Origin of the sequence: Providencia sp. PROV197 (genome assembly GCF_028479625.1) — a bacterium.
Lineage (GTDB): Bacteria > Pseudomonadota > Gammaproteobacteria > Enterobacterales > Enterobacteriaceae > Providencia > Providencia vermicola.
On sequence record NZ_JAMPNZ010000021.1, the window covers coordinates 181,795 to 208,223 of the forward strand.

Sequence of the window (26,429 nt, forward strand, 5' to 3'; positions counted from 1 at the left end):
AAACATACCGCTATATAAAATATAAATAATAAATTTAATAAAACTATTTGTTATTCATAATATATTTCTTAAAACAATTATTAACATTAATAATTTTAATTATTCAAACATCACCCATGATGCTTGTTACAATATTAAACGATTTAATCTTACTGAAGATTGATCTGAATAGGTTTAAATGCAAATACCACTTAACCACATAAAAATAAATAAATTGGCGATTTATATCAACTTCAATAAGCTGAATTGTCCTATCAAAAATTAATGCACTGGATCACCTTTGCAATCAAGTGCATTCTATTATTACGTATGTTTATTTTTCCACCAATAAAAATTAGTGCAATTTAAGCTTTGGCCTAATAATTCGGTTAATACTGCCGACTAACATCATCAAGCCTGTTTTAATATATCCATGCAGTGCAATTTGATGCATGCGATATAACGAAATATAAACAAAACGAGCAATACGTCCTTCTACCATCATATCACCACGCATTAGGTTACCCATTAGGCTACCAACAGTACTAAAACGCGAAAGTGACACTAAAGAGCCATGATCTTTATAGATATAGTCTTTAAGCGGTTTATCTTTCATCATGGCAAGGATGTTATCGTAACATAAACTGGCCATCTGGTGTGCAGATTGTGCCCGTGGCGGTACAAAGCCCCCCTCAGGTTTTGCACAAGATGCGCAATCACCAATAGCAAAAATCATGTCATCCAATGTCGTTTGTAATGTCGGTTTCACAACTAACTGGTTGATTCTATTTGTTTCTAATCCTGCAATATCTTTCATAAAGTCAGGCGCTTTAATCCCAGCAGCCCATACCATAAGATCTGCATAAATTTTGCCATCTTCTTTGGTATTTAACCCATCTGAATCAGCACTAGTCACCATAGTTTTCGTCAATACATTCACACCAAGCTTATTCAGTTCTTGATGTGCGGCCCCTGAAATTCGCGGTGGTAATGCAGGCAAAATACGTTCCCCCGCTTCAACCAACGTCACATTTAAAGCGTCTGTATCTAACCCTTTAAACCCATAACTCGTTAATTGTTCCACTGCATTGTACAGTTCAGCCGACAATTCAACCCCAGTAGCACCACCACCAACAATGGCTATATTCACTTTCTCCTCTGCATTATCACGCACAGAATAGCGCAGGAATAGGTTTAGCATTTCGTCATGAAAACGGTGAGCTTGATGAGGATTGTCCAAGAAAATACAGTGATCTTTCACGCCAGGTGTACCAAAGTCATTCGATGTACTTCCCAGTGCCATCACTAAAATATCGTATTCAAGCTCACGTAAAGGAACCAGTAACTCACCGTGCTTATCGTGCAATTCACCTAACACGACTTTTTTATTTTCACGATCAATATTCGTTAATGACCCTAATTGAAAGTTAAATGCATTATGCCTTGCATGCGCTAAATAACTGATAGCATCCACGCCATCATCCAATGAACCCGTCGCTACCTCGTGTAGTAATGGTTTCCATAGGTGGCTAGGATTACGGTCAACGAGCGTAATCTGCGCTCGTTTCTTCCTGCCTAGCTTTCGGCCCAAACGTGTTGCTAACTCTAAGCCACCCGCACCACCACCAACAACGATGATTTTTGGTTGAGATAAGGTCATAAATTCCTCGAACAAATATATTAAAATTATTTAAGATTTCTAGTGATAAAAACCTTAGATAACAATAATTAACACTCTCATTTGCCCCAAAGAAGTTCAGAATATCATGCTTGGTCTATTGGTAATACCAAATATTGATTCACATCAATTTACTTGATTATTATGATATCGACAACCTGCGTCAAATCATTTCTTATCAGCATATGAATCGAGTCAGCTCGAAACCATTAAATATCAATCATATGATTAAATTCATATCAGTATTAATGATAATAAGAATCATTATTCTATCATTTTTATTTTAATACAAACAATTGATTATCTTTAATTGGTAAGATAACTGGATGAATAACAAACAATAAAAAACCCGAAGCGCTTAGCACCCCGGGTTCCAATCATTTAAATATCAGTTTGGATTATTTGATTTTTTTGATACGCACGTCAGTTGGTACTGAAACTGGTGAGTTATCTTTGAAGTATTGCATTAATGCTTCGTTATCTGGCACGCTGTAAACACGGTCTTTACCTTCATTAAAGGCAGAGAAACGGCTACCACCCGTTGCTAAAAACTCATTTGCTGCAACACGGTAGGTTTTCTTCATGTCTAACGGTTTACCATTTAACTTCATTGAGCTTTGGATGACTTTATCACCCACTGCGCGGCTGTCATCCCACTCATAATAGAAACCTTTAGACACTGGCATCACTTGTGGACGTGCACGATCCCATTGTTGTTCAAGTGCTTGTTTAATTTGAGCACCTGTCAGCGATTGAGTCACAACCACATTAGAGAATGGCTGAACAGTAAAGATATCGCCGTAAGTCTGTTGACCCGCTTTCATGTCAGCACGAATACCACCACTGTTCATGAAGGCGATTTGTGCCCCACCCGCATCTTTTGCTGAAGCAACATACAACTGACCATCTGCAATAATTTTACCTAACGTTGAGTCCCCACCAGACAATAATTTTTTGTCTGAATCCGCACTCAGAGACCCCATCACTTCTTGCGAAATTGGTAACGCAATTTTTTCGTATTTTTGTACGAAAGTGGTTAGCTCAGGGTTTTTCTCATAACGTTTTGTTTCAACTGGAATGTTTTTCGCTTTAATGCTAACAATATCTTTTGTTTTTCTATCAATTTCAATATTTAGCTGAGACAACAATGTACCGTTAGACTGTGCAGAAATAACCGTTTTACCATTAATTTCACAGTTATACGCCTGATGAGTATGCCCACTAACGACAAAGTCAACAGCACCATCTAATTGATTAACGATATCAACGATTGGGCCTTTGATATTATCACAACGGTTAATATCTTTGACTTTAGTATCAACTTGTTGGGTTGCACCTTCATGGATCAACACACCGATGCTGTTAATGCCTTGTGCTTTTAACAATTTAACTTGATTGTTGATGGTTTCAACTTCATTTTTGAATTCTAAACCTGCGGTGCCGCTAGGTGTCACGATAGCGGGGGTACCTTCTAACGTCAAACCAATAAACGCCATTGGAATACCATCAAACTCTTTAATAAAGTAAGATGGGAACAGGGTTTCTCCTGTTTCTTTCACAATCACGTTTGCCGCTAAATAGTTAAAGTCCGCACCAGCAAAAGAGTCTTTACCGACACAACCTGCAGTTGGGTGACAGCCACCATTTTGCTTTCTCAGCAGCTCTTCTTTACCTTTATCAAACTCATGGTTGCCTACTGCGCTTGTTTCCATACCAATTGCACTTAATGCTTCGATGGTTGGCTCATCATAGAACATAGAAGACAATAATGGGCTCGCACCGACTAAGTCACCTGCACCTACCACGATAGTTTTATCGTTTTGAGCACGCAGCTGGTTAACTAAGGTTGCGATAGATTCTATCCCACCTAATTTACCATCACCTGGCGCTTGTAATGCACCGTGGAAGTCATTGATACCAATAACTTGTACTTTTACTGTGTCGGCCGTTTTGGTAGCACAACCTGCAAGTAGCGCTCCCGAAATCAAAACGGTCAGTAATCCAATTTTATGTTTCATTTTTCAATCCTTTTATTATAAACAGCACTCAACTACCGACTACATTTTGAAGCGATAAGTTGTGGTCATAGAGCCTGACAACGAGTGCGCACGACGTGAGTGGCCGTCATACAGCTTTGGTGTGGTATAGTCGTTTTCTTGCTGGTGGTGCCAACCCAGACCGCCACTCAGTGACACAGATAAGTTTTCTGTTGGTTTCCAGTAGCTAAACAGACCAAATTGACCTTGCTTTAATCTTTCGCCTTCATATTTGAATTCTGAATAGTTAGTACGCGCACCAACAGACAGCTCTTTGCTTACACGGTATTCTGCCGCTAATGCGACCATGGTTTCACCATCACGTACATAGTCGATATCTGCATATGCTGGTGAGTTAAAGCGGCCACGAGTATTACCAATCGGGTTGCGGGCAAATTGACCTACACCATTCGCTTTTTTCGCTTGGGTATAGGTTAAGCCAGTACTCAGTGTCCACGGTGTTTCTGGTACACGCCATTCAGCGGTTCCTGCATAGTGCCATGCACGTTTATCAAAGTTACGTTTGCCTTTTGCGTCGTTCGTTTCAGTCCGTTTACCGTCACTACCGTACTCGTGATTATAAATTTGTGTGCCGAGTGTTAAGTCAGAAGTCAGCTTATATTTTGCTTCAAGACCCTGCTGACGGAATAAATCGTCCGCTTGACCATAAAAATAATGCACTTTCAGTGGTTTTGTATTGTAGTTAATACCACCAGTGATCACGTGATTAACGTTATGTCGTACACCATTACCATCCGTAAAATACATTGCATCGATATTTGGACTATCACGACGCATGACTTTCTTATCGAGATATAATAAATCCAAGCTCCAATCATCAATCGCTGTATTGGTGTAATAACCACTGTAACTGTTTAAAGAGAGACGTTGTGAGTTAGTAAAAATACCCGTATTTTTTAGGGTAAACCAACCTGCTTTTGCATTAAATTTAACAGGATCTAAATCCAGTTTAACTTTGGCATAACGTTGACCAATTTTGTTATAACCTTTCGCATGACCATCATCGTTATATAAAATTGCACGAGAGGCGAAGTCTTTACTCGCGCCTAACTTAATACCGCCGTAGTAAGATGCATCAAAGCCAATCACATCAGCAAAATAACCTGATTTAAAATCGGCTTGAAAGTTTTGCCCCCATGCATTAGCGACTTGTTTTCTGTAGCGTTGTTCGTCTTTATCAAAACGGTTTTCTGTTTTCAGGTATTTCCACATATTACGAGTAGACAGCTCTAACTCTGAGTCCGCAATAAATGCGTTTTCTTTGATTGAATTTTCCCAGTTGCTCGCATTTGCCATAGTAACTGCTAAATAGCAAGGAGAAAGCATTAATAGCGCAAGATTTTTAACTTTCATTGGAATTAACCTAGTTAATGATTATTTGAATTAATTTTATGTTGAGTCATGTTGCCATGAACAACAAATCACCATTTTTTATTTTTAGCTTAATAAAACAATTTAACTTAACGATAAACAAAAACGTCCATTTCAAACACTAAAGTCATTTTTTAAATAAAAAAAATTCAATACAGCAATTTAGCCGCATGCGTGTTTACTTTTTGAGTTAATAAGGTGTTGCCCCTATTGTTAAAAATTAATTAACTTTAATTATTATCAGAATCCCTTACTCATTTTTAGCGTTTAATTTAGGTTAAGATCAAACAAGGCCAGTCAATTTTCAATCAACATAGAAAGTATAATTTGCACTTAAACTCGCAGTGTTACTTATTCTCTTTTTTTTGGGCAAAACTCCCCCTTGAGAAATAAACATCTCAGAATTTACAGCACTATTTGACTTAATATATTGTTTGCGAATGGCTTTCTTTTTCAATGCACTGTATTTATCAACGCATTGTCATAAAACTATCATAATAGGAATGCTATCGTAATTTTACGTCAATTAAAACGATCACTGTCACAACGTGTTACATAAGTTGCATTAAATATCTAATCAAATGTGACCAAAGTCACATATAAATGACATTTACCTTTTATATAAATTGAGCGACACATAAATAGGAAATCATACTCACCTTAAGGAAATAAGGAAAAAACCTTTAAAATCTGGAAGTAACAACAATCATATGCTCCCATTTTTTCATGTATAGGTTGTTATATCCCCATTCCTTCTGTCAATGCCTTATTGGATTTTGGAATATCAAATAAATATGCACCTTTAATCCAGTTTACTAGGTTGGATAATGTGTTTGGTTTTTATACAAAACGTTTGCGTCAATTAATAACTAAAAATAACAGTGGGTTAATGCACTCAATTTGATTCACTTAATTAATTTAATAATAAGTTAAGCTTATGAACAAAAATAAAATCAATTAAGAAAATAACGGAAATAAACCTCAGATTATTTCAACCTTAAACAAAATTATTGGTTTAATATTCCTAATTTTGGCACCAGCTCTAATCGCCGTGCTTATAGTTTTTTCTTATTCTTAGTACTATATTGTTTCATTTATGTTCTTTTTCGGAAAAAATTAATTTTCAATATAAAATACGTTTTTTGTTTTTTTATTTATATATAATTTCAAAAAATTTAACCTATATAAAAATTATTTAATACGTTACGGGTAACGCATGAGATACAAAGTTAATACATTCTCCTATTTGAAATATTGCATATTTAGGTTAATTATTGTGCAAAAAAAAGCCAGTCAGATATTTCATCTCACTGGCTTCGTCCGTACTTGTTTTCAATTACTGTTTAAACTCTTGCCATCTATGATGTAATTCAACCAGTTTTTGATTGCTTTCCTGCCAACGTGCCGCACTTTGTAGTTCTTTCAGACTGTATTGCCGGCCACTGTGGTATAGCTTCGACGCTTGACTAGCTTGTTGCTTCGGTAGGTTATCCAATACACTCACTGCACCTTCGCGGTTATTACAAACAAGGATCATGTCGCAACCCGCATCCAGGGACGCTTTTGCTCTTTCAGGGTAACTGCCCATAATCGCTGCGCCTTCCATCGATAAATCATCGGAAAAAATAACGCCATTAAAGCCAAGTTGCTCACGTAAAACGGACTTTAACCAGAAAGACGACCCGCTTGCTGGGCGATCATCAGCCTGCGTATAAATAACATGTGCAGGCATGATGGCATCCAGTAATTCCCTTTGAATAAAATCTTTAAAAATCGACATATCTTTGCCACGGATCACATCAAGCGCACGATCATCCCTCGGTGTTTCTTTATGGGAGTCAGCTTTTACTGCACCATGTCCAGGGAAATGCTTCCCTGTTGTTTTCATCCCAGCGCTATGCATACCTTTAATAAAACGCTCAGCCATCATCATCGCCATGTCGGGATTTTCATGGAATGAACGCTCACCAATAGCAATACTTTGATGACCTAAATCCAGAACAGGTGCAAAACTAATATCAATATCCATCGCTATCATTTCTGCGGCCATTAACCACCCCGCCTCTTCTGCTAGCTTGGCACCGTCATGCTCATTATTCAGTGCTGCAAATGCTTGTGCTGATGGTAACGCGGTAAAACCATCGCGAAAACGTTGTACCCGTCCACCTTCTTGGTCTACCGCAATCAAGAGCCGATTTCTTGATGCATCCCGAATTTGACGTACCAGTTCACGCAACTGCGCTGCATCATGAAAGTTACGGGTAAATAAAATTAAGCCGCCCACTAGTGGATGAGCTAATATTTCACGTTCTTCATTGTCCAGTTCATACCCTTGGACATCTAGCATTATCGGGCCCATAACCTGCCTCACTTATTTCATTCATTATCTGTATATAGGTTTGCCAGGCATTTAGCCTAACAAACTGAAATATTGTCGTAGTGGCTGAGAGTGTATCAAAAAGTCAGAATGCCGACTTTCATTCCACTGCACTTCATACCACATTAATGTCATATATTTTACCCAAGGAGACCATAAATTACAGTGATGCATTAACTGAAATTTATCATGGTAAGCACCTTGAATATCACAATATTGCGTCAGAAATTGCTGACGCTGATGCACGGTCAAGTTATTGAATTGAAAATAAGTCTCCAGCGAAAACGCAATATCGGTATTTGCAGTATATTCCCAATCCAATAACATCAATTTGCCATCTTCTTGAATAAGAATATTTTTAGGATGAATATCCATATGGGCAGGTGCCAATTTCAACGTCTTTGGCATCTTTTTTTGTAAAAAGTCTCGGTGAATCCGCTTCCAGCGCGGAGAAAAACGTTGTGGGTCAATACGTTTCCCATAATGGGCAATTTCAGCCCTTAAGGGTAACGTGTAGGTCAATAATGGTGAACAATGCAAAGTAGCAATCGTATTAGCGAGTTCCCGCTGAAATTCGACTGAGCAAAATTTTTTATCGCTAGGGTGTCGTCCTTCACGCCAAGCTAAAACTAACCACTCGGCGTTATGTGCAACCACCGCCTGCGCAAAGGGTAAATGCTGAATTTGCCGTAAGATACGAGCCTCTTTACGCCGAGAGACATACAAGGCATTTTGCCGATGTGTATCCGCTCGAGCAACCAGTTTAAGCAGATAATTGGATTGATGACTTTCAACTAAAAAGCTGCCACCAGACAACCCCGCCAAGGGAGATATTTCCCAGCACTGTGCTGAAATTGCTGGGAAATGTGTCGAAAGTAAAGCAAGTAATGACGGTATGTCACTCAATATTCTTTTTTCCAGTCCAAATGATTTCACCTGTTTGCACTTCCATTAATTGCATCTCAAGGCGACGGTCTTTGTTTGAGCCTGACATCACACTATAAATCACATAATTTGCCTGTACATAACGACCCAAACCAATTGCTTTACTACGAGTCACAAGGCTATCTTCTTGAGATAAACCCAGTGTCTTACGTGCTGCGTTAACCACATCTTGTGGAACGACATTAAAACGCTGCGTATTTTCCACCGCGGACATCATATTTGATGTAATTAGCTGAACAGGAAGTGAACCATTTGTATTATTTTTAACTGAATCAACTAACAAAACCTTACCAGGTTCCACACCATCAGCTGCAACCATTTGTGCGACTAATGGTGATATCGCCGCAGACCAATCCGTTGTTTGTTGTTTAGGTGGTGTTGGTACCTTATCTGGCGGTGGCGGAGGTGTCACCTCTGGTTGTTGTGGCTCAATAGGGACAATCGGTGGTTGCTCAACCGGTTGCTGTGGTGGGTATGACGGACAGCCTGCCAAAATAAGCGTTGCCGCAGCAACCATTAAGATCCGTTTCATTATTATTCTCCGGCCTTAGGGGATAAAAATATATGAATGCGCAGATTATCTGCACGAGGTGAAGAGGTTATCGCACGAATTTGTTCTGTAGAGCTCGGCAATACTAATTGTTCTTCCACTGCCGATGTATCCACCCTCAACCCTTGCTTGTCGTACCAATACAAGCGATAAGCAATATTTACCGCTTTTGATCCCACATTGCTAACATTGATGGTGGCAACATGTTGATGGTTTTCTACTCTGATAATTGGGTTTTCAACAATGATCCCTTGAGCTAAAACAACAGGTTCCATAATCACACGCTGTTGTTCATTAAAAACCAAGCCTTGCGGTTTTTTATAGAGGCAACCACTCAGTGCGGCTACCACTGTAGCAAGTAATGCAATGCGGTTTATTGTTGCACCCAATATTTTCATTATTTTGCCAATAATGGGCCTAATGGGCGACCACCCACTAAGTGCATATGGATATGAAAAACTTCTTGGCCTGAATGTTCATTGCAATTCATGATTAAACGGTATCCGTTTTCTGCAATGCCTTCTTCTTTCGCAATTTTGGCTGCAACAGTAAATAAACGGCCAAGTGCCAGTTCATCATCCTGCGTCACATCGTTTACCGTTGGGATAAGCTTATTAGGGATGATTAAAATGTGAGATGGCGCTTGTGGCGAAATATCACGAAAAGCAGTGACCAGCTCATCTTGATAAACCACATCCGCAGGGATTTCTCGACGGATGATTTTGCTGAAAATGGTTTCTTCTGCCATGTTAATTTCCTTAATAATTCAAGAATGATTTAATTAGCGTGTATTGATTATGCGTTATTCACGCCGACATTTAAATGAAACAATCGATTGAAATTCTGTGTGGTGATATCAGCCATCTCCTCAACACTAACGCCCTTGAGTACAGCCATGTATTCAGCCACATCACGCACATAAGCAGGCTGATTTTCTTTTCCACGGTGAGGAACTGGCGCTAAGTATGGTGAATCCGTTTCAACGAGAATTCTATCCAACGGGACAATTCGTGCGGCTTCGCGAATTTGTTCTGCATTGCGGAATGTCACAATACCGGAAAATGAAATGTACATACCTAAATCAAGCAGCTCGATAGCCGTGTCTTTATCTTCCGTAAAACAATGCAATACACCGCCGCACTCCATCACCTTTTCTTCACGTAAGATTGCCAGCGTATCTTCCCGCGCTGAGCGGGTATGGACGATAACAGGTTTATTGACCTCTCGGCCAATACGGATATGTTGGCGAAAGGACTCCTGCTGTAATACTGCATTTTCTTGTTGATAATAATAATCTAAACCTGTTTCGCCTAATGCAACGACTTCTTGCCCAGCAGCAAGTTGCGCTAAACGCTCGAAATCGTACCCTTCATCCAAATTGAGAGGATGAATACCACAGGAAAATGCAATATTTTCTCGTTCACCAATAAGCGTTTTCATTTTTTCAAAACCTGGCAGCGTAGTTGCCACCGCTAACATAAAACCGACATCACGAGCGGACGCTTTTGCGATGACATCATCAACATTAGCATGTAATTTTTCATAATCTAAACAATCGAGATGGCAGTGTGAATCAACAACAAACATATTTAACTCTTTTTAAAATGAGGGGCTCGCCAGTAAGGCTTCCCATTGTAATAATTGATTAGCCAGAAGCAGTTCCTGATTTAATGCAGAAACGGTCAGTAATTGGTAGCGACAGTACAACCATTGCTCATAAATATCATGAAGTTGTGTACGGTTCATCATGGACGCCAATTGCATCACTTGAGCACTATAGTCCTGGTTAATGCAAAACTGCGCTGCGCCTTGCTGAACCTTGATAGCATCTGCTAATAAGCTCAATAACCAATTTAGAGACATCACTGCATCATCTATATTTAATGAGGGTAACAAACCTAGCATATCGCGATTTTGTAATGCTAATGCCATGTTATGGCATAATGCAGCGCGCTTTTGCCATAGATTATCATCAAGTAGCGCTAATGCCGCGACGGGTGCGCCTTGGCAAAGCTTTAAAGCGGTAACCGCATTATCCATAACCAAATTTGGCTTTTGCTTTTGCAGCCAATATAACGCGATTTGTGAGTCTGGCGCAGGTAAAAAGTGGCTCAAACAACGGCTGCGGATAGTCGCTAACAAATTTTCCTGTTTTTCACTCACTAATAAAAAATAAGTATCTTTAGCGGGTTCTTCGAGGGTTTTCAGCAGTGCATTCGCCGCTGCATCGGTAAGTGCATCAGTGCTGGGAATATACACCACCTTGCTACCGCCCTGCTGCGCATGACTACTCAAGGTTTCAATCAGTTTTCTAACCGCATCAACGCTGACCGTTGATTTACCTTTTTCCACCTCAATGACATGGTAGTCTGGGTGTGTTCCCGCTAACATCAAACGGCAACTATGGCACTTACCACAGCTTTTCATCCCATCACGATTTTGGCAAATTAACCAGCGGCTAACCCCATAACACAATGCATCTGCACCGTTGCCTGATATGGAATGAAGCAACAAGGCATGGTGACCCCGACCACTTTGGTAAGCCGCAATCATTTGCCGGTAAGGCTCATTTAACCAAGGATACCAATTCATGCCTTCAATACCTTATTTCGCTAACCATTTAAGTAACGCAGTACGAATATCGTTTTGAACTTGCTCAATATTTTGGCTTGCATCAATCGTTATTATGGATTTATCACTCGCTGCAAGTTCCAGATATCTCTCACGTGTTCTTTCAAAGAAAGCCAGCGACTCTTTTTCAATTCTATCTAATTCACCCCGTGAACGCGCACGTTGTAGGCCAAGTTCTGGTGATAAATCAAGATATAACGTCAGGTCGGGTTTAAAATCACCTAGCACTAAATCACGCAAGGACTGCATTAAATGGCGATCAATCTGGCGTCCACCACCTTGATAAGCTTGTGATGACATATCATGGCGATCACCGAGAACCCATTTTCCAGCGGCAAGTGCGGGTTTAATCACGGTATCAACCAATTGCACTCGGGCAGCATACAGCATTAAAAGCTCGGCTTTATCTGTGACTTTATCCCCTTCAATACCTTGTTTGATGAGCTCTCGTAGCTTTTCTGCTAGCGGTGTCCCCCCTGGCTCACGGGAAAAAACGATATCGTTGATACCTGCATGGTTTAAAGTATCAACTACCGTATTGATTGCGGTGGTCTTCCCTGCGCCTTCTAATCCTTCAATAACAATAAATTGGTTTTTCATGTTTTATCAGTTTTGCTGTTCAATTTGACGGTAAACTTTGACGGCACGGTTGTGGTCATTCAAGTTACGGCTAAAGGTATGCCCCCCTTTGCCGTCCGCGACAAAATACAAATAATCTGTTTTGGCTGGATGTGCAGCTGCTTTAATGGATGCAATACTTGGCATTGCTATCGGTGTTGGTGGTAATCCATCAATTTTGTAGGTGTTGTATTCTGTGTAATTATCTAAATCACTACGATAAATTTTACCACGATATTTATCACCCAAGCCGTAAATGACGGTTGGATCGGTTTGTAAACGCATTTTTTGCTTCAAGCGATTGACAAATACCGAGGCAACTTGCGAACGTTCGCTGTCAACACCCGTTTCTTTTTCAATGATTGATGCCATTATCAGCATTTCATACGCATTTTTATACGGCAGATCCCTATCACGCCCCTTCCATTCATCTTCAAGGCTAGCCTGCATGCGCTTATGTGCACGTTTCAAAATCTCAGTATCCGCCGTTCCAGCAGTATATAAATAGGTATCAGGATACAGCCAACCTTCTAAGGTTCCTTCGCCTTTAAAGTCAATCGCATTGTAGAGTTCAGTCGGTGTCATTTCCGTTGATTTATGCGCTAAGTATGGCGCATCACGCAGGATGTTACTCCAATCTACTAAACGATTACCTTCAATAAAGCGAATAGAAAACTGCGCTTCTTTACCGCTTACGATTAATTTTAGTAGCTGTTCTACATCCATGTCAGGTTGCAAACGGTATGTGCCCGCTTTAAGCTGCGCCAATTCAGGTCGCAATTTCAGTAACCATTGAAATTCATTGCCCTGCTCAATCAATTTTTCATTAATAAGCAATGCTTCAAAAGCCACACGTCCAGTCCCCGCAGGCACAGTGAAAATCTTTTCTTCCGTAAGGTTAATCGGTGTTTTAGCGTAATTCAGTACTTGGCGATATTGCAAATAAAGTGCAATCGCCACAACGGTAATCAGAACAACAGCAATTAAAATGATTTTTTTAGCTAATTTCATTTATTGACCACATCAATGCGTATTAGGACTTTAATTTATGCAAACTAGATTTTGCAGCGCAAAAATAAGTATTCGAACAGCTCCCGTGATGCATAATGCAACGGATTTTCTTGTGAAGCTATTTGGATGCTTTTAACGGGTAGAACAGGCATCAACGCATTACACATAATCACTTCATCGCAGTGAGCTAATACTGACGCGAACCGCTCAACTTCTTCAAGATGGTACTGACTCCCTACTAATAACGCTATGATCTTTTGTCTCATTAATCCGTTCACCCCACAATGCGATAATACAGGGGTATAAACAGTTTGCCCGATACGCCAAAATACATTTGCACTACAACACTCAATAATGATGCCATCTGTATCGAGCACAATCGCTTCATCCGCTTGAGCCTCATCGATTTCCTGGCGGATCAATACTTGCTCAAGGCGATTTAAATGTTTCATCCCTGCCAATAATGGATTTCGAGAAACAGGTGTTTGGCTCAATATCAGCTTAGCCCCTTGGCATTGTAACTGAGTATAGTGTGATGGAAAGGGGGAAACACTGACAATAATGGTAGGCTGAGTAAAGCCTATAGAACTGTAACCTCGCCCACCTACACCACGGCTGATAATGACCTTTAGAACAAATTCTTCATCCACTTGTTGTGTACAAATTTCCGTTAAATGATGTTCTAATTCCCCCCAATCAGGTGCGGTAATTTTTAATCTTAAGCAGTCACGTGTTAAACGCGCAATGTGTTCTTTGAGCATCTGCGCTTGCTGATTCACTCCATGAATGGTCGTGAAACAACCATCCCCGAACGCAACGGCGCGATCAGAGACACTAATTTGTTGACAAGGTTGGCCATTAACCCAATATGACATTGATAATACTTATAATAAAAGCTGATAAATCAGACAGTAATCAGGTAGAACTATCATAAACTAAAGCACAGAGCTGTGCAAAGAAGCTGGCAAAATAAAGCCCCAGTTGCATACACAACTGAGGCTGAATTAATGGTGGACAATTTGATTATTCTGCGTGGTAACGGCGGAAAATCAATGAACCGTTTGTGCCACCAAAGCCGAAGGAGTTACACAGAGCGTACTCCATGTTCTCAACTTTACGTGCTTTATTCGCAACGAAATCTAACGTACAACCCTCATCAGGGCTGTCTAAGTTAATCGTTGGAGGGACAATTTGATCACACAAAGACAAAATCGTGAAGATAGATTCAACCGCTCCTGCAGCACCTAATAGGTGACCTGTCATGGATTTCGTCGAACTCACTAACACATTTGAATCTTCACCAAATACAGACATAACCGCTTGTGCTTCCGCTAAGTCACCTGCATTGGTTGATGTGCCATGGGCATTGATGTAACCCACTTCGCTCGCCTTAATGCCAGCATCTTTTAGCGCATTTTCCATTGCTAATGCAGCACCTTCACCATTTTCTGGCGGAGATGTCATATGGTAAGCATCACTGCTCATACCAAAGCCAGCAACTTCTGCGTAAATTTTAGCGCCACGTGCTTTCGCATGTTCATATTCTTCAAGAATAATGATACCTGCACCATCACCGAGAACAAAACCATCACGGTCTTTATCCCAAGGGCGACTTGCCGCTTGTGGGTCATCATTGCGAGTTGATAGAGCACGCGCAGCACCAAAGCCTGCCACACCTAATGGTGTCGTTGCTTTTTCAGTACCGCCTGCCAACATAACGTCTGCATCGCCATAGGCAATCATACGTGCTGCGTGACCAATATTGTGAACGCCCGATGTACATGCTGTGGCAATAGAAATGCTTGGACCACGTAAACCGTACATAATGCTTAAATGGCCCGCCGCCAAGTTAATGATTGTCGATGGCACGAAGAATGGGCTAACTTTACGAGGACCACCTGCCATCAGTGCTTCACAGTTATCCTGAATTAACCCTAACCCGCCAATACCAGAACCAATCGCTAAACCGATACGAGTAGCATTGGCTTCTGTTACTTCCAATCCAGCATCTTTAAAGGCTTGGAAGCCTGCTGCAATACCATATTGAATAAATGGGTCCATCTTCTTCGCATCTTTGCGAGAGATGTCAAAATCTTCGTAATTGAAATCTTTTACTAAGCCAGCAAATTTAGTTGCGTGGTTAGTAGTATCAAAATGTTCAATGAGGCTGATACCACTCTGTCCGTCACAAACAGCTTTCCATGATGACTCAACTGTGTTGCCGACAGGAGATAACATGCCCAGTCCGGTTACGACTACACGACGCTTAGACACGTATTTCCTCCAAGGAGGGAAAAGTTACAAAAGGAACATAGGCGATCGAGTGATCGCCTAGACATGTTTTTCGTACAATTATTTAGATGCGTTCTCGACGTAGTCAATCGCAGCCTGTACTGTTGTGATCTTTTCAGCTTCTTCGTCAGGGATTTCGCAATCGAACTCTTCTTCCAGAGCCATAACCAGCTCAACTGTGTCAAGAGAATCAGCGCCCAAGTCATCAACAAATGAAGCTGCATTTACAACTTCTTCCTCTTTAACACCCAGTTGTTCAACGATGATTTTCTTAACGCGTTCTTCGATAGTGCTCATACTATTAAAATTCCTATCAAAACTCGCTTTCGCGATGGTTTTCGTAGTTTATGAAATACAGGAAAAGATACAACCCAATCCCGGCTGTTGGAACCATTATTTTGCATTATTTAGCGTTAGATAACACTAATAATGCAAGTAGTCCCATCATTTCTTTAGATCATGTACATGCCACCATTGACATGCAATGTTTCACCTGTGATGTAAGCAGCTTCGTCAGAAGCTAAAAACGCTACAGCACTGGCAATTTCTTGTGCATCACCCAGTCTATCTGCAGGAACCTGAGATAAAATGCCTGCACGCTGCTCATCTGTCAATGCTTTAGTCATATCCGTTTCGATAAAACCTGGAGCAACAACATTAACAGTGATACCACGAGAAGCGACTTCCCGAGCTAATGATTTACTAAAACCAATTAGCCCAGCTTTCGCTGCTGCATAGTTTGTTTGTCCCGCATTCCCCATCACACCCACAACTGATGCGATAGAAATAATACGCCCACAACGTTTTTTCATCATGGCACGCAAAACGGCTTTAGACAAACGGTAAACGGATGAAAGATTCGTGTCAATAATATCTTGCCACTCTTCTTCTTTCATACGCATCAATAAGTTATCGCGAGTGATACCTGCATTATTAACCAAAATATCAATTTCACCAAATTCCTCACGGATCTTAGTCAAAGTTTCTTCGATTGATGCTGCATCAGTCACGTTTAACGCTAAACCTTTCCCTTTACCATCAAGATAAGCAGTAATGGCTTCTGCGCCTTTTTCGCTGGTTGCTGTGCCAATAACGGTTGCACCGCGCGCGATTAATGTTAAAGCAATGGCTTTACCAATCCCACGGCTAGCACCTGTTACTAGTGCAATTTTTCCTTCAAAGCTCATGTCGTCCTCAGCTATTTTCTAAAGCAGTGCTTAATGATACAGGATCATTGGCTGCTACGGCAGTTAAATTAGAGACAATTCGCTTGGTAAGACCAGTCAACACTTTACCTGGCCCCATTTCGATAAGGTGTTCAACACCTTGATCTGCCATCAATTCTACTGTTTCTGTCCAGCGTACTGGATTATACAGTTGACGAACTAACGCATCACGAATATTTTGCGCCGATTGCTCAATTTTAACATCAACATTGTTGATAACTGGATAGACTGGCTCACAAAATTCGATTTTTTCTAACGCTTCGGCTAATTTATCAGCAGCAGGCTTCATTAATGCACAATGTGAAGGCACACTAACTGATAATGGCAGTGCACGTTTTGCACCCGCTTCTTTACACGCAGCACCTGCTCGTTCAACCGCTGCTTTTTCCCCTGCAATGACCACTTGGCCTGGGGAGTTAAAATTCACGGGTGAAACGACTTGACCTTGTGCCGCTTCTTGGCAGGCTTTTTCAATAGATTCATTATCTAAGCCGATAATCGCATACATTGCGCCTGTACCTTCAGGAACCGCTTCTTGCATCAATTTACCACGCAATTCAACAAGTTTAATCGCTTCTTTGAAGTCAATGACACCTGCACAAACTAATGCGGAGTACTCACCCAGGCTATGCCCTGCCATCATTGAAGGCATTGCACCGTTTTTAGCTTGCCAAACACGGAAAATTGCCACAGACGCGGCTAATAATGCGGGCTGTGTTTGCCATGTTTTATTTAATTCTTCTTCTGGCCCATTTTGGACTAATGCCCAAAGATCGTAACCCAATGCTTCTGATGCTTCAGCAAATGTTTGCTCAACCAGCTTATTTTCTTCAGCTAATGCCGCTAACATTCCTAAAGACTGAGAACCCTGTCCGGGAAATACCATCGCAAATTGTGTCATGTCTGTTTTCTCAATAAATTAAAAACGAACTAAGGCAGAGCCCCACGTGAAACCACCGCCAAAGGCTTCTAACAGCACAAGTTGGCCACGTTGGATACGTCCATCACGCACTGCTTCATCAAGTGCAGTTGGGACAGATGCCGCAGAAGTATTGCCATGACGGTCTAAGGTGATAACCACTTTGTCCATAGTCATATCAAGTTTTTTTGCCGTCGCAGAAATAATTCTTAAATTTGCTTGATGTGGCACTAACCAATCAAGTTCTTCTTTTGCAATCCCACTTTTTTCCAGTGTTTCATCAACAATATGCGCTAATTCGCGGACTGCAACTTTGAATACTTCATTACCCGTCATCGTTAAATACGCAGAGTCGTCAGAGCAACGGCTACGATTAGGCAACGCGAGTAAATCCCCATAGCGCCCATCAGCGTGTAAATGGGTAGAAATAATGCCAGGTTCATTAGACTCACCAACCACAACAGCACCTGCGGCGTCACCAAATAAGATGATGGTACCACGATCTTCTGGGTCTAATGTTTTTGATAATGCATCAGCGCCAATAACAAGGGCCTTTTTCGTCATCCCTGTTTTAACAAACTGGTCAGCAATACTGATCGCATAAGTAAAGCCTGCACAGGCCGCCGCAACGTCAAATGCCGCGCAATCATTGATTCCTAGCATTTGCTGCACTTGGCACGCTGCACTTGGGAATGCATGCGTTGCAGAAGTGGTGGCAACAATGATTAAACCTATCTCGCTGGCCTCAACCTGTGCCATTTCAAGCGCTTTTTGTGCAGCATGAAAACTCATTACAGAGACATTTTCGTCTTCGTTAGCAATTCTTCTTTCATGTATCCCAGTGCGGGTCACAATCCATTCATCAGAAGTATCAACCATTTTTTCCAGATCAGCATTGGTACGAACTTGCGCTGGCAAGTAGCTGCCTGTTCCTAAGATTTTACTGTACATAGCCATAGGTTATTGATCGCTCCTGGGTAAAACAATATTTAATCGCGCTGTTATTCTTTCTGGTACTTGTTTTTCAACAGCTTGCACTGCGCGGTCAATCGCAGCTTTAAATGCACTTTCGTTAGCCGCACCATGACTCTTGATCACAATACCTTTTAATCCTAACAGAGTCGCACCGTTATACTGGTCGGGGTTCATATCCCCAAAACGCTTCATTAAACGTTTTTTTAGCCATTTTTTCGCCAGTTGCATTATCCAACTGCGTTTTTTCTTTTCGTCGTCCGCCGATTTTAACAAGGAGAGAATAACGCGAACGACTCCTTCCATTGTTTTTAATGAGACGTTACCCGCGAAGCCGTCACACACTAATACATCGGTTTTACCTGTCAGTAACTCATTACCTTCAACGTAACCAATATAGTTAATGGACGCCGTTTCTTTTAATATTGCGGCGGCTTCGCGGATATTATCCAGTCCTTTGCTCTCTTCTTCACCGATATTGAGCAAAGCAACTTTCGGTTTTGTGATATTGACCACTTCTTCAGCCATCACTGAACCCATTACGGCAAATTGCACTAACATTTCACTACTGCAATTGACGTTTGCCCCTAAATCCAACACTACCGTTTGTTTTTTCTGCTGGTTAGGTAAGATTGTCATTAGCGCTGGACGCTCAATGCCATCTATCGACTTTAACATCAATTTCGCTAACCCCATCAATGCGCCTGTATTGCCAGCACTCACGCACGCTTGTGCCTGCCCTGTTTTCACCAACTCTAAGGCCACTCGCATCGATGTTCCTTTGCTTTGTCTTATTGCGTTTGATGGTTTGGCATCGTTAGCAATAATTCCATCCGCAGGGATAATTTCGACACGCGAAATTTGCTCGGCACTTAGATGTGCAAGCAAGGGTTGAATGGCTTCGGGTTGACCGACAAGCAGTAATTTGAGTGCTAAATTAGATGCCAGAGCCTGCAATGCAGCAGGCACTGTGACGCGGGGACCAACATCCCCGCCCATAGCATCTAACGCAATGGTTAGATTAGCCAAGGTACCAACAATTACTTGCTGATAACCTTACGGCCACGGTAGAAACCGTCTGCAGTCACATGGTGACGCAGGTGAGTTTCACCTGAAGTTTTATCTACAGAAACTAGGGTAGCAGTCAGTGCATCATGTGAACGACGCATACCGCGTTTTGAACGAGTTGGTTTATTCTGTTGTACGGCCATTGACCTTACTCCTTAAGTACTTTTCTTTAAACTGGCTAATACGGCAAATGGGTTTGGCTTTTCTGCCTCAGGAGGCAGTTCACCATACACCATGTCCGCTTCGGACACTTCACAGTGTTCAGAATCATGAACCGGAACAACTGGTAAGGAAAGAATTATTTCATCTTCTATCATTCCCAGCAAATCTATTTCACCAAATTCATCAATTTGAATTGGCTCGTAGAGCTCCGGTAATGCTTCGGCCTTTTCGTCATTGACGACAGGACTAAAACAATACGATACGTAGGCATGATGCTTGAAATTTTTTCCGCAGCGTTGGCATTGGAGGGTGAGATCCACATCGGATTTCCCTTCGATAACCGTGAGACGCTGTTTATCAATATTAAATGATAATTCGGTTTCTACATCACTGTCTACACTGACTACTGATTCTGCAAGACGTGCAACTTGCTCAGGTGTATAACTCCCGACATAGTCGAGGTTTTTCTGAGCTGCACGCTGCGCATCGATAGTCAGGGGTAATTTTACCTTTTGCATAAGGCGCGCATATTAACTTTGTAATGAGCTATAGTCAAAGAAAAAGGCGGGGTAAACTCGCCTTTTCACCAAAAAATCGCAGGTTTTGCGGTTTATAGTTTAAAATGAGTTAACCCTTTTGGCTACGAGTTTTGAGAAAAATCATGAAATCGATTATTTTGGCGTCAACTTCACCCTATCGGCAATCCTTATTAAAAAAATTAGGTTTGCCGTTTTTAGCCTCACCGCCGAACATTGATGAATCACCTGTTTTAAATGAATCGGCTCAAGCTTTAGTCCTGCGGTTATCTCATGCCAAAGCCGCTGCACTGACAGAACAATACGCTCAACATTTAATTATTGGTTCTGATCAAGTGTGTGTTATTGATGGAAAAATTGTCGGCAAGCCCCATACCTTTGAAAATGCATTCAAACAATTGAAAGCAGCCTCTGGTCATAAAATCACATTTTATACTGGGTTGTGCCTATTAGATTCCGCGACAGGAAAATTTAATCTGCAATGTGAATTGTTCGATGTCTATTTTCGAAACTTAACTGACCAAGAGATCACCAACTACTTGTATAAAGAAGAACCGTTCCAATGTGCAGGAAGTTTTAAATCTGAAGGGCTAGGTATAACTTTATTTGATAGGTTAGAGGGACGTGACCCTAACACTTTAATTGGCTTACCGATTATTTTGCTGCTAGATATGCTACGCCAGCATGATGTTAACCCACTATTGGGTTAATAAAAATAATTGGCGGGTAATGACCTTCTACCCGCCAACGAGTGATGCTTACGATGTGGTTTTACGGTTACGTAATACTTTTAAACAATGGTTTAGCTCTGCACCCATTGGCGCTTGCAGCCGCATCTCTTCCCCAGTTTTGGGATGAGTGAATTTTAATGCGCTTGCGTGCAGGAACAACCGATTGAGGCCTGTATCTGCTAATTGGCTATCGAATAATTCGTCACCATAACGGTTATCAAACGCAATTGGGTGACCTGCATATAAAGTGTGCACACGAATTTGATGTGTTCGTCCCGTCACAGGACTCGCTTTCACTAACGTTGCATTATCAAAACGTTCTTCGACTTTAAAGCGCGTTTCCGATGGTTTTCCTTCGCTACTCACTTTGACGACTCGCTCACCACTTTGCAAAATATTTTTCAACAACGGTGCTTGAACCACTTTAACATGAGATTGCCAATGACCACGCACTAAGGCCAGGTAATCTTTTTGCATAGTTTTCAAGCGCAACTGTTCATGCAATGCTCTTAAGGCAGAACGTTTTTTCGCAACTAATAAAATTCCTGACGTGTCCCTATCGAGGCGATGAACCAGTTCAAGAAAACGAGCTTCAGGCCGCAAGGCCCGCAGCCCCTCAATAACACCAAAGCTCAAACCACTTCCGCCATGTACTGCTGTACCAGAAGGTTTGTTCAGTACAAGTATGGAATCATCTTCAAATAAAATGCAGTTAGCTAATGCCGCCACTTTATCTAATTTAGCGGAAACTGCGGGCACCTCACGCTCAGCGACTCTGACTGGCGGAACACGAACTTGATCCCCTTCGACAAGTTTATACTCAGGCTTAATCCGCCCTTTATTTACACGCACTTCCCCTTTACGGATAATGCGATAAATCATGCTTTTTGGTACGCCTTTAAGTTTAGCGAGCAAAAAGTTATCGATGCGTTGCCCAGCCTCGTCATCGCTGATGTCTATAAATTGAACTTGATTTTGTGTATTCATTCGAAAATGCGTTAACTCTAATTGATTAAAATATGCGCTTATTAACTCTCTCTATCATACCGACTCCACGAATTTTTTTATGTTTTTTTTTATTTTGGTTATTTTCTGCATGATTTTTCCTATTTCTAAATAAAATTTCCATATAACTTCCTTATCGACTTGCTATAATGCACATGGCAATGGAATAATATGCAGTTGCCAAGATGTTTAAAAAACGAAAATTGGCGTTTATAGGATTTCTTATTTGATAGCGTAACAATGCAGCAATGGCGTAAGACATTTAGCAATATCAAATAAATTAGCGAGCAACGAATTTTGGCTTATTGGGTTAGGTACTTCCGTTTTAATGATAATCAACGGCACCCTAATTAAGAACGCTGAATTTTTAATCTAAAAATCAGGTTCACCGAATACTGCGCGTCTCTATACGAACGACTGCCGCGAGGCAGACGGTTTTGTAAAAATCACGAGGCCATCGGTTTACAGTAGCTCTTTCTTTCGCTGCTCTTTATTTAAAAGAAAATAATGAGTAAGTAATAACATGAAAAGAATGCTAATAAACGCAACTCAACAGGAAGAGTTGCGTGTTGCCCTTGTTGACGGGCAACGTCTCTATGATTTGGATATTGAAAGCCCAGGTCATGAGCAAAAAAAGGCGAACATTTACAAAGGTAAAATCACCCGTATCGAACCTAGTCTTGAAGCTGCTTTTGTTGATTATGGTGCAGAAAGACACGGTTTCCTTCCTATCAAAGAAATCGCTCGTGAATACTTCCCAAGCAACTATCACTCTCAAGGCCGTCCTAACATTAAAGATGTGTTAAAAGAAGGCCAAGAAGTTATTGTTCAAGTTGATAAAGAAGAACGTGGTAATAAAGGTGCAGCGTTAACTACTTTTATTAGTCTGGCAGGTAGCTATTTAGTGTTAATGCCAAATAACCCACGCGCAGGCGGTATTTCTCGTCGTATTGAAGGTGAAGACCGTACGGAACTCAAAGAAGCACTGTCTTCTTTAGAAATTCCAGATGGTATGGGTCTGATTGTCCGCACGGCTGGTGTTGGTAAGTCTGCAGAATCCCTACAACAAGATTTACTGTACCGCTTACGCCACTGGGAAGCCATCCAAAAAGCCGCTGAGAACCGCCCTGCACCTTTCCTAATCCATCAGGAAAGTAATGTTATTGTGCGTGCGTTCCGCGATTATCTACGTCCAGACATTGGCGAGATTCTAATTGATAATCCGAAAGTCGTCGAAATGGCTCGTAACCATATCGAAGCGATTGGTCGTGGCGATTTTGCTAGTAAAATCAAACACTACAGTGGTGATGTTCCATTATTCAGCCATTACCAAATCGAATCTCAAATTGAATCTGCGTTCCAACGTGAAGTACGTTTACCTTCAGGTGGTGCGTTAGTCATTGATACAACAGAAGCATTGACTGCGATTGATATCAACTCATCACGTTCTACTCGTGGTGGTGACATCGAAGAAACTGCGTTCAATACTAACCTTGAAGCAGCGGATGAAATTGCCCGTCAATTACGTCTACGTGACCTTGGTGGCCTAATTGTCATTGACTTTATTGATATGACGCCAGTTAGGCACCAACGTGAAGTGGAAAACCGCTTACGTGAAGCCGTTCGCCAAGACCGTGCACGTATTCAAATTGCCCGTATCTCTCGTTTCGGTTTACTCGAAATGTCCCGCCAACGTTTAAGCCCATCATTAGGCGAGTCAAGCCACCATGTGTGCCCTCGTTGTATGGGAACTGGGACAATTCGTGATAACGAATCACTGTCATTATCGGTTCTTCGTTTAATCGAAGAAGAAGCACTGAAGGAAAATACGCATGAAGTTCACGCGATTGTTCCTGTGCAAATCGCGTCTTACTTGCTAAACGAAAAACGTAAAGCCGTCAGCGAAATTGAACAACGCCAAACTCACGTTCGCGTTGTTATCGTACCAAATGACCAGATGCAGACACCTCATTTCCATGTAATCCGTATCCGTAAAGGTGAAGAAGTGAATACTCTGAGCTATAACCTAGCTCAATATCACGAAACTGAAACCTTAACTCATACCGATGAAACAACGTCTGAGCGTAAAGTACCTGAGCAACCTGCGATTTCCGCTTTTGCATTACAAGAGCCAGTTGAGCTTTCTTCCGCTAAACCTAAAGAAGTCGCGCCCGTTAAAGCGCCAGTAAAAACAACGTCAAATGAACCTGCTCAGCCAGGCTTATTCAGTAAAATTGCTGCATTCTTTAAAGGCCTCTTTGGTGGTGAAGAAGAGAAAGTGGTCGAAGCACCTGCCCCTAAAGCTCGCAATAATAATGACCGTCGCCGTAATAACGATCGTCGTCGTAATAATGATCGCCGTAACAATAATCGTCGTGATCGTGATGATAACGAAAGTCGTGATAGTCGCGACAATCGTAATAACCGCAATGATCGCAATGCTTCATCGGAAGAAACGAATAATCGTAACAAGGGCCGTAATAATAAAAATACGGCACCGCAAGATGAGCAAACGGCTGAAAATGCAAACCGTGACAACCAGCAGCAACGTCGTGAACAGCGTGCTGATCGCCGTCGTCGTCAAGATGAAAAACGTCAGCAACAAACTGCAAAAACTCAGCAAGATGCACAACAAGATAACGTTGAAACAACAAATGCAAGAGAAGAAGAACAGCGTCCTGCTGCTCCTCGCCGCCAGCGTCGCCAGTTAACACAAAAAATTCGTGTGACTGATAACGAACAAATGGTCAAAACTGATGTTGCAGAGCCCGTTGTCGCTGTATCCGCACCAGTTGCTGCATTACCAGCACCAGTTGCGGTAGTTAACCAAGCTGAAGGCCAAGTACAAGCTGACGATCTACAAGATTTAACTCATCAAACTGATGGCGAAGAGAAACAAGACACCATCATTCCTCGCCGTTCGCGCCGCTCTCCTCGTCACTTACGTGTAAGTGGGCAACGTCGCCGTCGTTACCGTGATGAGCGTCATCTCAATAGTTCACCAATGCCATTAGCCGCAGCAGTAGCATCACCTGAGCTAGCTTCTGGTAAAGTTTTCATTCATTACCCAATTGTTCAGCCTCAACAAGAGAGCATGGCAATTATGACTAATGAGGAAATGCTTGAACAACAAAATAGCACTGAGTCTGTCAATACAAACACGGTAGAAATAGCTAAGACGGAAAGCCAATCTGAAGCCCTAGCCGTTGTAGCAACACCTGTTGTTGATGTAGTGGCTGCTGATGAAGAAGCTGAACCTGTTGAGGTCGTGTATGTCAGCGAAACTGTTGAACCACAACCTGTTGAAACACATAATGTTATTACTGCAACAGAAACGCCTATCGACAAGGTAAAAACTGACGTAGAAGACGTGATTGTTGCCGCTGATACCGCAATTGAAACGGCTGCTGAGGTTATGGTTGAAGAAAATACTCAACCAACAATCGCTGCAGCCGAAGAGATTGCTGAAACTGAAACCGTTACTGAGCCAGTCGTTGAGCAGCCAATTGCCTCTGTAGAGGTTGAACCAACTAAGGTCGAGGCACCAGTAATTGCTAATACTGATGCAACTAGCTTGCATAAACGTCATTCGTACTCACCAATGACCAAAGCCCCTGCCCCTGTAGATGCAGCGGCGCCATTTGAGATTACTGAGTACCAGCGCGAAACCTCTACTTTTGAAGGTAAAGGTGGTGCTGGTGGTCATGTGGCGTCAAATGTAGCAACTTCAGAAATGGCGAAACCAGCGAGTTTCTAATCTAAAGTAATGCTGATTAAAAAGCCTTGCTGGGAAACCAACAAGGCTTTTTTGTTGCTTATCTACATTCAAATTATTACTTTACCAATTAAAAAGTTTCATTGATTATCGGTATTCTGCTATTGCGTCAGTGCACTCCCTATGGTTATATAACTGTAATTTCATACAGTATTTAATTCAAAAAGGAAGGAGTCCATTATGTTAAAAGTGATTGCAGAAGATTTTATTAAAGCTGAAGCGATTGAAACAGTTATGCCGTTATATCAGGAGCTTGTAGAAGCGACAAAACAAGAACCCCTTTGTATCAGCTATGATTTATATGTTGACCAAAAAAATCCTGGGCATTTTGTTTTTATTGAAGAATGGCCCGATCAACACGCGCTTGATATTCACTGTGCCAGCGAACACTTCAAACGCCTCGTTCCTCTTATCAATAGTTATAAAAAATCCGACCCAATCATTAAACTGATGAATAGTGCATTTGTCCCTGATAAATAGCTACTGATGCCTCTTGAGCTTTGAGCTTTGAGCTTTGAGCTTTGAG

General features: G+C 41.5%; 25 protein-coding genes. 3 read left to right on the forward strand and 22 right to left on the reverse strand.

Going from position 1 to position 26,429, the window contains the following annotated elements:
- Positions 1-334: 334 nt before the first annotated feature.
- The 21 genes from PR808_RS13035 to yceD form a co-directional block, all read right to left on the reverse strand.
- On the reverse strand, positions 335-1,639 hold the full coding sequence (locus tag PR808_RS13035; RefSeq protein ID WP_206086390.1) for an NAD(P)/FAD-dependent oxidoreductase: 1,305 nt from the start codon (positions 1,637-1,639) through the stop codon (positions 335-337).
- 416 nt (positions 1,640-2,055) lie between these two features.
- Positions 2,056-3,675, reverse strand: coding sequence for a bifunctional metallophosphatase/5'-nucleotidase (locus PR808_RS13040; RefSeq protein ID WP_206086389.1), 1,620 nt, complete (start codon positions 3,673-3,675; stop codon positions 2,056-2,058).
- A gap of 39 nt (positions 3,676-3,714) precedes the next feature.
- A complete protein-coding gene (locus PR808_RS13045) occupies positions 3,715-5,067 on the reverse strand; it encodes an OprD family outer membrane porin (RefSeq protein ID WP_272539438.1) in 1,353 nt (450 codons plus the stop codon).
- A gap of 1,354 nt (positions 5,068-6,421) precedes the next feature.
- Positions 6,422-7,444, reverse strand: coding sequence for a beta-N-acetylhexosaminidase (gene nagZ, locus PR808_RS13050; RefSeq protein ID WP_272539439.1), 1,023 nt, complete (start codon positions 7,442-7,444; stop codon positions 6,422-6,424).
- Between the two features lie 51 nt (positions 7,445-7,495).
- Positions 7,496-8,398 carry a phosphotransferase gene (locus PR808_RS13055; RefSeq protein WP_272539440.1) on the reverse strand — a complete coding sequence of 301 codons (903 nt, stop codon included), beginning with the start codon at positions 8,396-8,398 and terminating at the stop codon, positions 7,496-7,498.
- A complete protein-coding gene (gene lpoB / locus PR808_RS13060) occupies positions 8,361-8,939 on the reverse strand; it encodes a penicillin-binding protein activator LpoB (protein ID WP_206086386.1) in 579 nt (192 codons plus the stop codon). Before lpoB ends, PR808_RS13055 begins: the two co-directional genes overlap by 38 nt.
- Positions 8,940-8,941: 2 nt before the next feature.
- On the reverse strand, positions 8,942-9,355 hold the full coding sequence (locus PR808_RS13065) for a YcfL family protein (RefSeq protein ID WP_241016899.1): 414 nt from the start codon (positions 9,353-9,355) through the stop codon (positions 8,942-8,944).
- Positions 9,355-9,705, reverse strand: coding sequence for a purine nucleoside phosphoramidase (gene hinT / locus PR808_RS13070; RefSeq protein WP_206086385.1), 351 nt, complete (start codon positions 9,703-9,705; stop codon positions 9,355-9,357). The genes PR808_RS13065 and hinT overlap by 1 nt, the downstream gene beginning before the upstream one ends.
- 47 nt (positions 9,706-9,752) lie before the next feature.
- Positions 9,753-10,544, reverse strand: a complete 792-nt coding sequence (locus tag PR808_RS13075) for a metal-dependent hydrolase (protein ID WP_206086384.1) — start codon at positions 10,542-10,544, stop codon at positions 9,753-9,755.
- A gap of 12 nt (positions 10,545-10,556) precedes the next feature.
- Entirely contained in the window at positions 10,557-11,549 is a 993-nt protein-coding gene (gene holB, locus PR808_RS13080) for a DNA polymerase III subunit delta' (RefSeq protein ID WP_272539441.1), read from the reverse strand.
- Positions 11,550-11,561: 12 nt separating this feature from the next.
- On the reverse strand, positions 11,562-12,188 hold the full coding sequence (tmk, locus tag PR808_RS13085) for a dTMP kinase (RefSeq protein ID WP_206086382.1): 627 nt from the start codon (positions 12,186-12,188) through the stop codon (positions 11,562-11,564).
- A 6-nt stretch (positions 12,189-12,194) separates the two neighbouring features.
- Positions 12,195-13,217, reverse strand: coding sequence for an endolytic transglycosylase MltG (gene mltG, locus PR808_RS13090; protein ID WP_206086381.1), 1,023 nt, complete (start codon positions 13,215-13,217; stop codon positions 12,195-12,197).
- Positions 13,218-13,261: 44 nt separating this feature from the next.
- On the reverse strand, positions 13,262-14,092 hold the full coding sequence (gene pabC, locus PR808_RS13095; protein WP_206086380.1) for an aminodeoxychorismate lyase: 831 nt from the start codon (positions 14,090-14,092) through the stop codon (positions 13,262-13,264).
- Positions 14,093-14,240: 148 nt separating this feature from the next.
- Complete coding sequence (gene fabF / locus PR808_RS13100; protein WP_206086379.1) at positions 14,241-15,491, reverse strand: beta-ketoacyl-ACP synthase II; 1,251 nt, start codon at positions 15,489-15,491, stop codon at positions 14,241-14,243.
- A 78-nt stretch (positions 15,492-15,569) separates the two neighbouring features.
- Entirely contained in the window at positions 15,570-15,806 is a 237-nt protein-coding gene (acpP, locus tag PR808_RS13105) for an acyl carrier protein (RefSeq protein ID WP_206086378.1), read from the reverse strand.
- Between the two features lie 155 nt (positions 15,807-15,961).
- Complete coding sequence (gene fabG / locus PR808_RS13110; RefSeq protein WP_206086377.1) at positions 15,962-16,696, reverse strand: 3-oxoacyl-ACP reductase FabG; 735 nt, start codon at positions 16,694-16,696, stop codon at positions 15,962-15,964.
- 7 nt (positions 16,697-16,703) lie between these two features.
- Entirely contained in the window at positions 16,704-17,636 is a 933-nt protein-coding gene (gene fabD / locus PR808_RS13115; protein ID WP_206086376.1) for an ACP S-malonyltransferase, read from the reverse strand.
- An 18-nt stretch (positions 17,637-17,654) separates the two neighbouring features.
- Complete coding sequence (locus tag PR808_RS13120; RefSeq protein ID WP_206086624.1) at positions 17,655-18,605, reverse strand: beta-ketoacyl-ACP synthase III; 951 nt, start codon at positions 18,603-18,605, stop codon at positions 17,655-17,657.
- Between the two features lie 9 nt (positions 18,606-18,614).
- The gene (plsX, locus tag PR808_RS13125) at positions 18,615-19,655 is read right to left on the reverse strand and encodes a phosphate acyltransferase PlsX (protein WP_206086375.1); all 1,041 of its coding nucleotides are present in this window, start codon (positions 19,653-19,655) and stop codon (positions 18,615-18,617) included.
- A gap of 11 nt (positions 19,656-19,666) precedes the next feature.
- The gene (gene rpmF / locus PR808_RS13130; protein ID WP_047755811.1) at positions 19,667-19,837 is read right to left on the reverse strand and encodes a 50S ribosomal protein L32; all 171 of its coding nucleotides are present in this window, start codon (positions 19,835-19,837) and stop codon (positions 19,667-19,669) included.
- A 12-nt stretch (positions 19,838-19,849) separates the two neighbouring features.
- Positions 19,850-20,374: a 23S rRNA accumulation protein YceD gene (yceD, locus tag PR808_RS13135; protein WP_004911841.1), complete on the reverse strand. Its 525-nt coding sequence runs from the start codon at positions 20,372-20,374 to the stop codon at positions 19,850-19,852.
- Positions 20,375-20,517: 143 nt separating this feature from the next.
- On the opposite strand from yceD, the gene PR808_RS13140 reads away from it, so the two are divergent.
- Positions 20,518-21,102, forward strand: a complete 585-nt coding sequence (locus PR808_RS13140) for a Maf family protein (protein WP_272539442.1) — start codon at positions 20,518-20,520, stop codon at positions 21,100-21,102.
- A 48-nt stretch (positions 21,103-21,150) separates the two neighbouring features.
- Here PR808_RS13140 and rluC read toward each other — a convergent pair whose 3' ends face one another.
- Positions 21,151-22,110 (reverse strand): 23S rRNA pseudouridine(955/2504/2580) synthase RluC, encoded by a 960-nt coding sequence (rluC, locus tag PR808_RS13145; protein ID WP_225818847.1) that lies wholly within the window; start codon positions 22,108-22,110, stop codon positions 21,151-21,153.
- A gap of 541 nt (positions 22,111-22,651) precedes the next feature.
- Here rluC and rne point away from each other — a divergent pair.
- The gene (gene rne, locus PR808_RS13150) at positions 22,652-25,885 is read left to right on the forward strand and encodes a ribonuclease E (protein WP_272539443.1); all 3,234 of its coding nucleotides are present in this window, start codon (positions 22,652-22,654) and stop codon (positions 25,883-25,885) included.
- Between the two features lie 198 nt (positions 25,886-26,083).
- Complete coding sequence (locus tag PR808_RS13155; RefSeq protein ID WP_206086371.1) at positions 26,084-26,383, forward strand: putative quinol monooxygenase; 300 nt, start codon at positions 26,084-26,086, stop codon at positions 26,381-26,383.
- Positions 26,384-26,429: the final 46 nt, after the last annotated feature.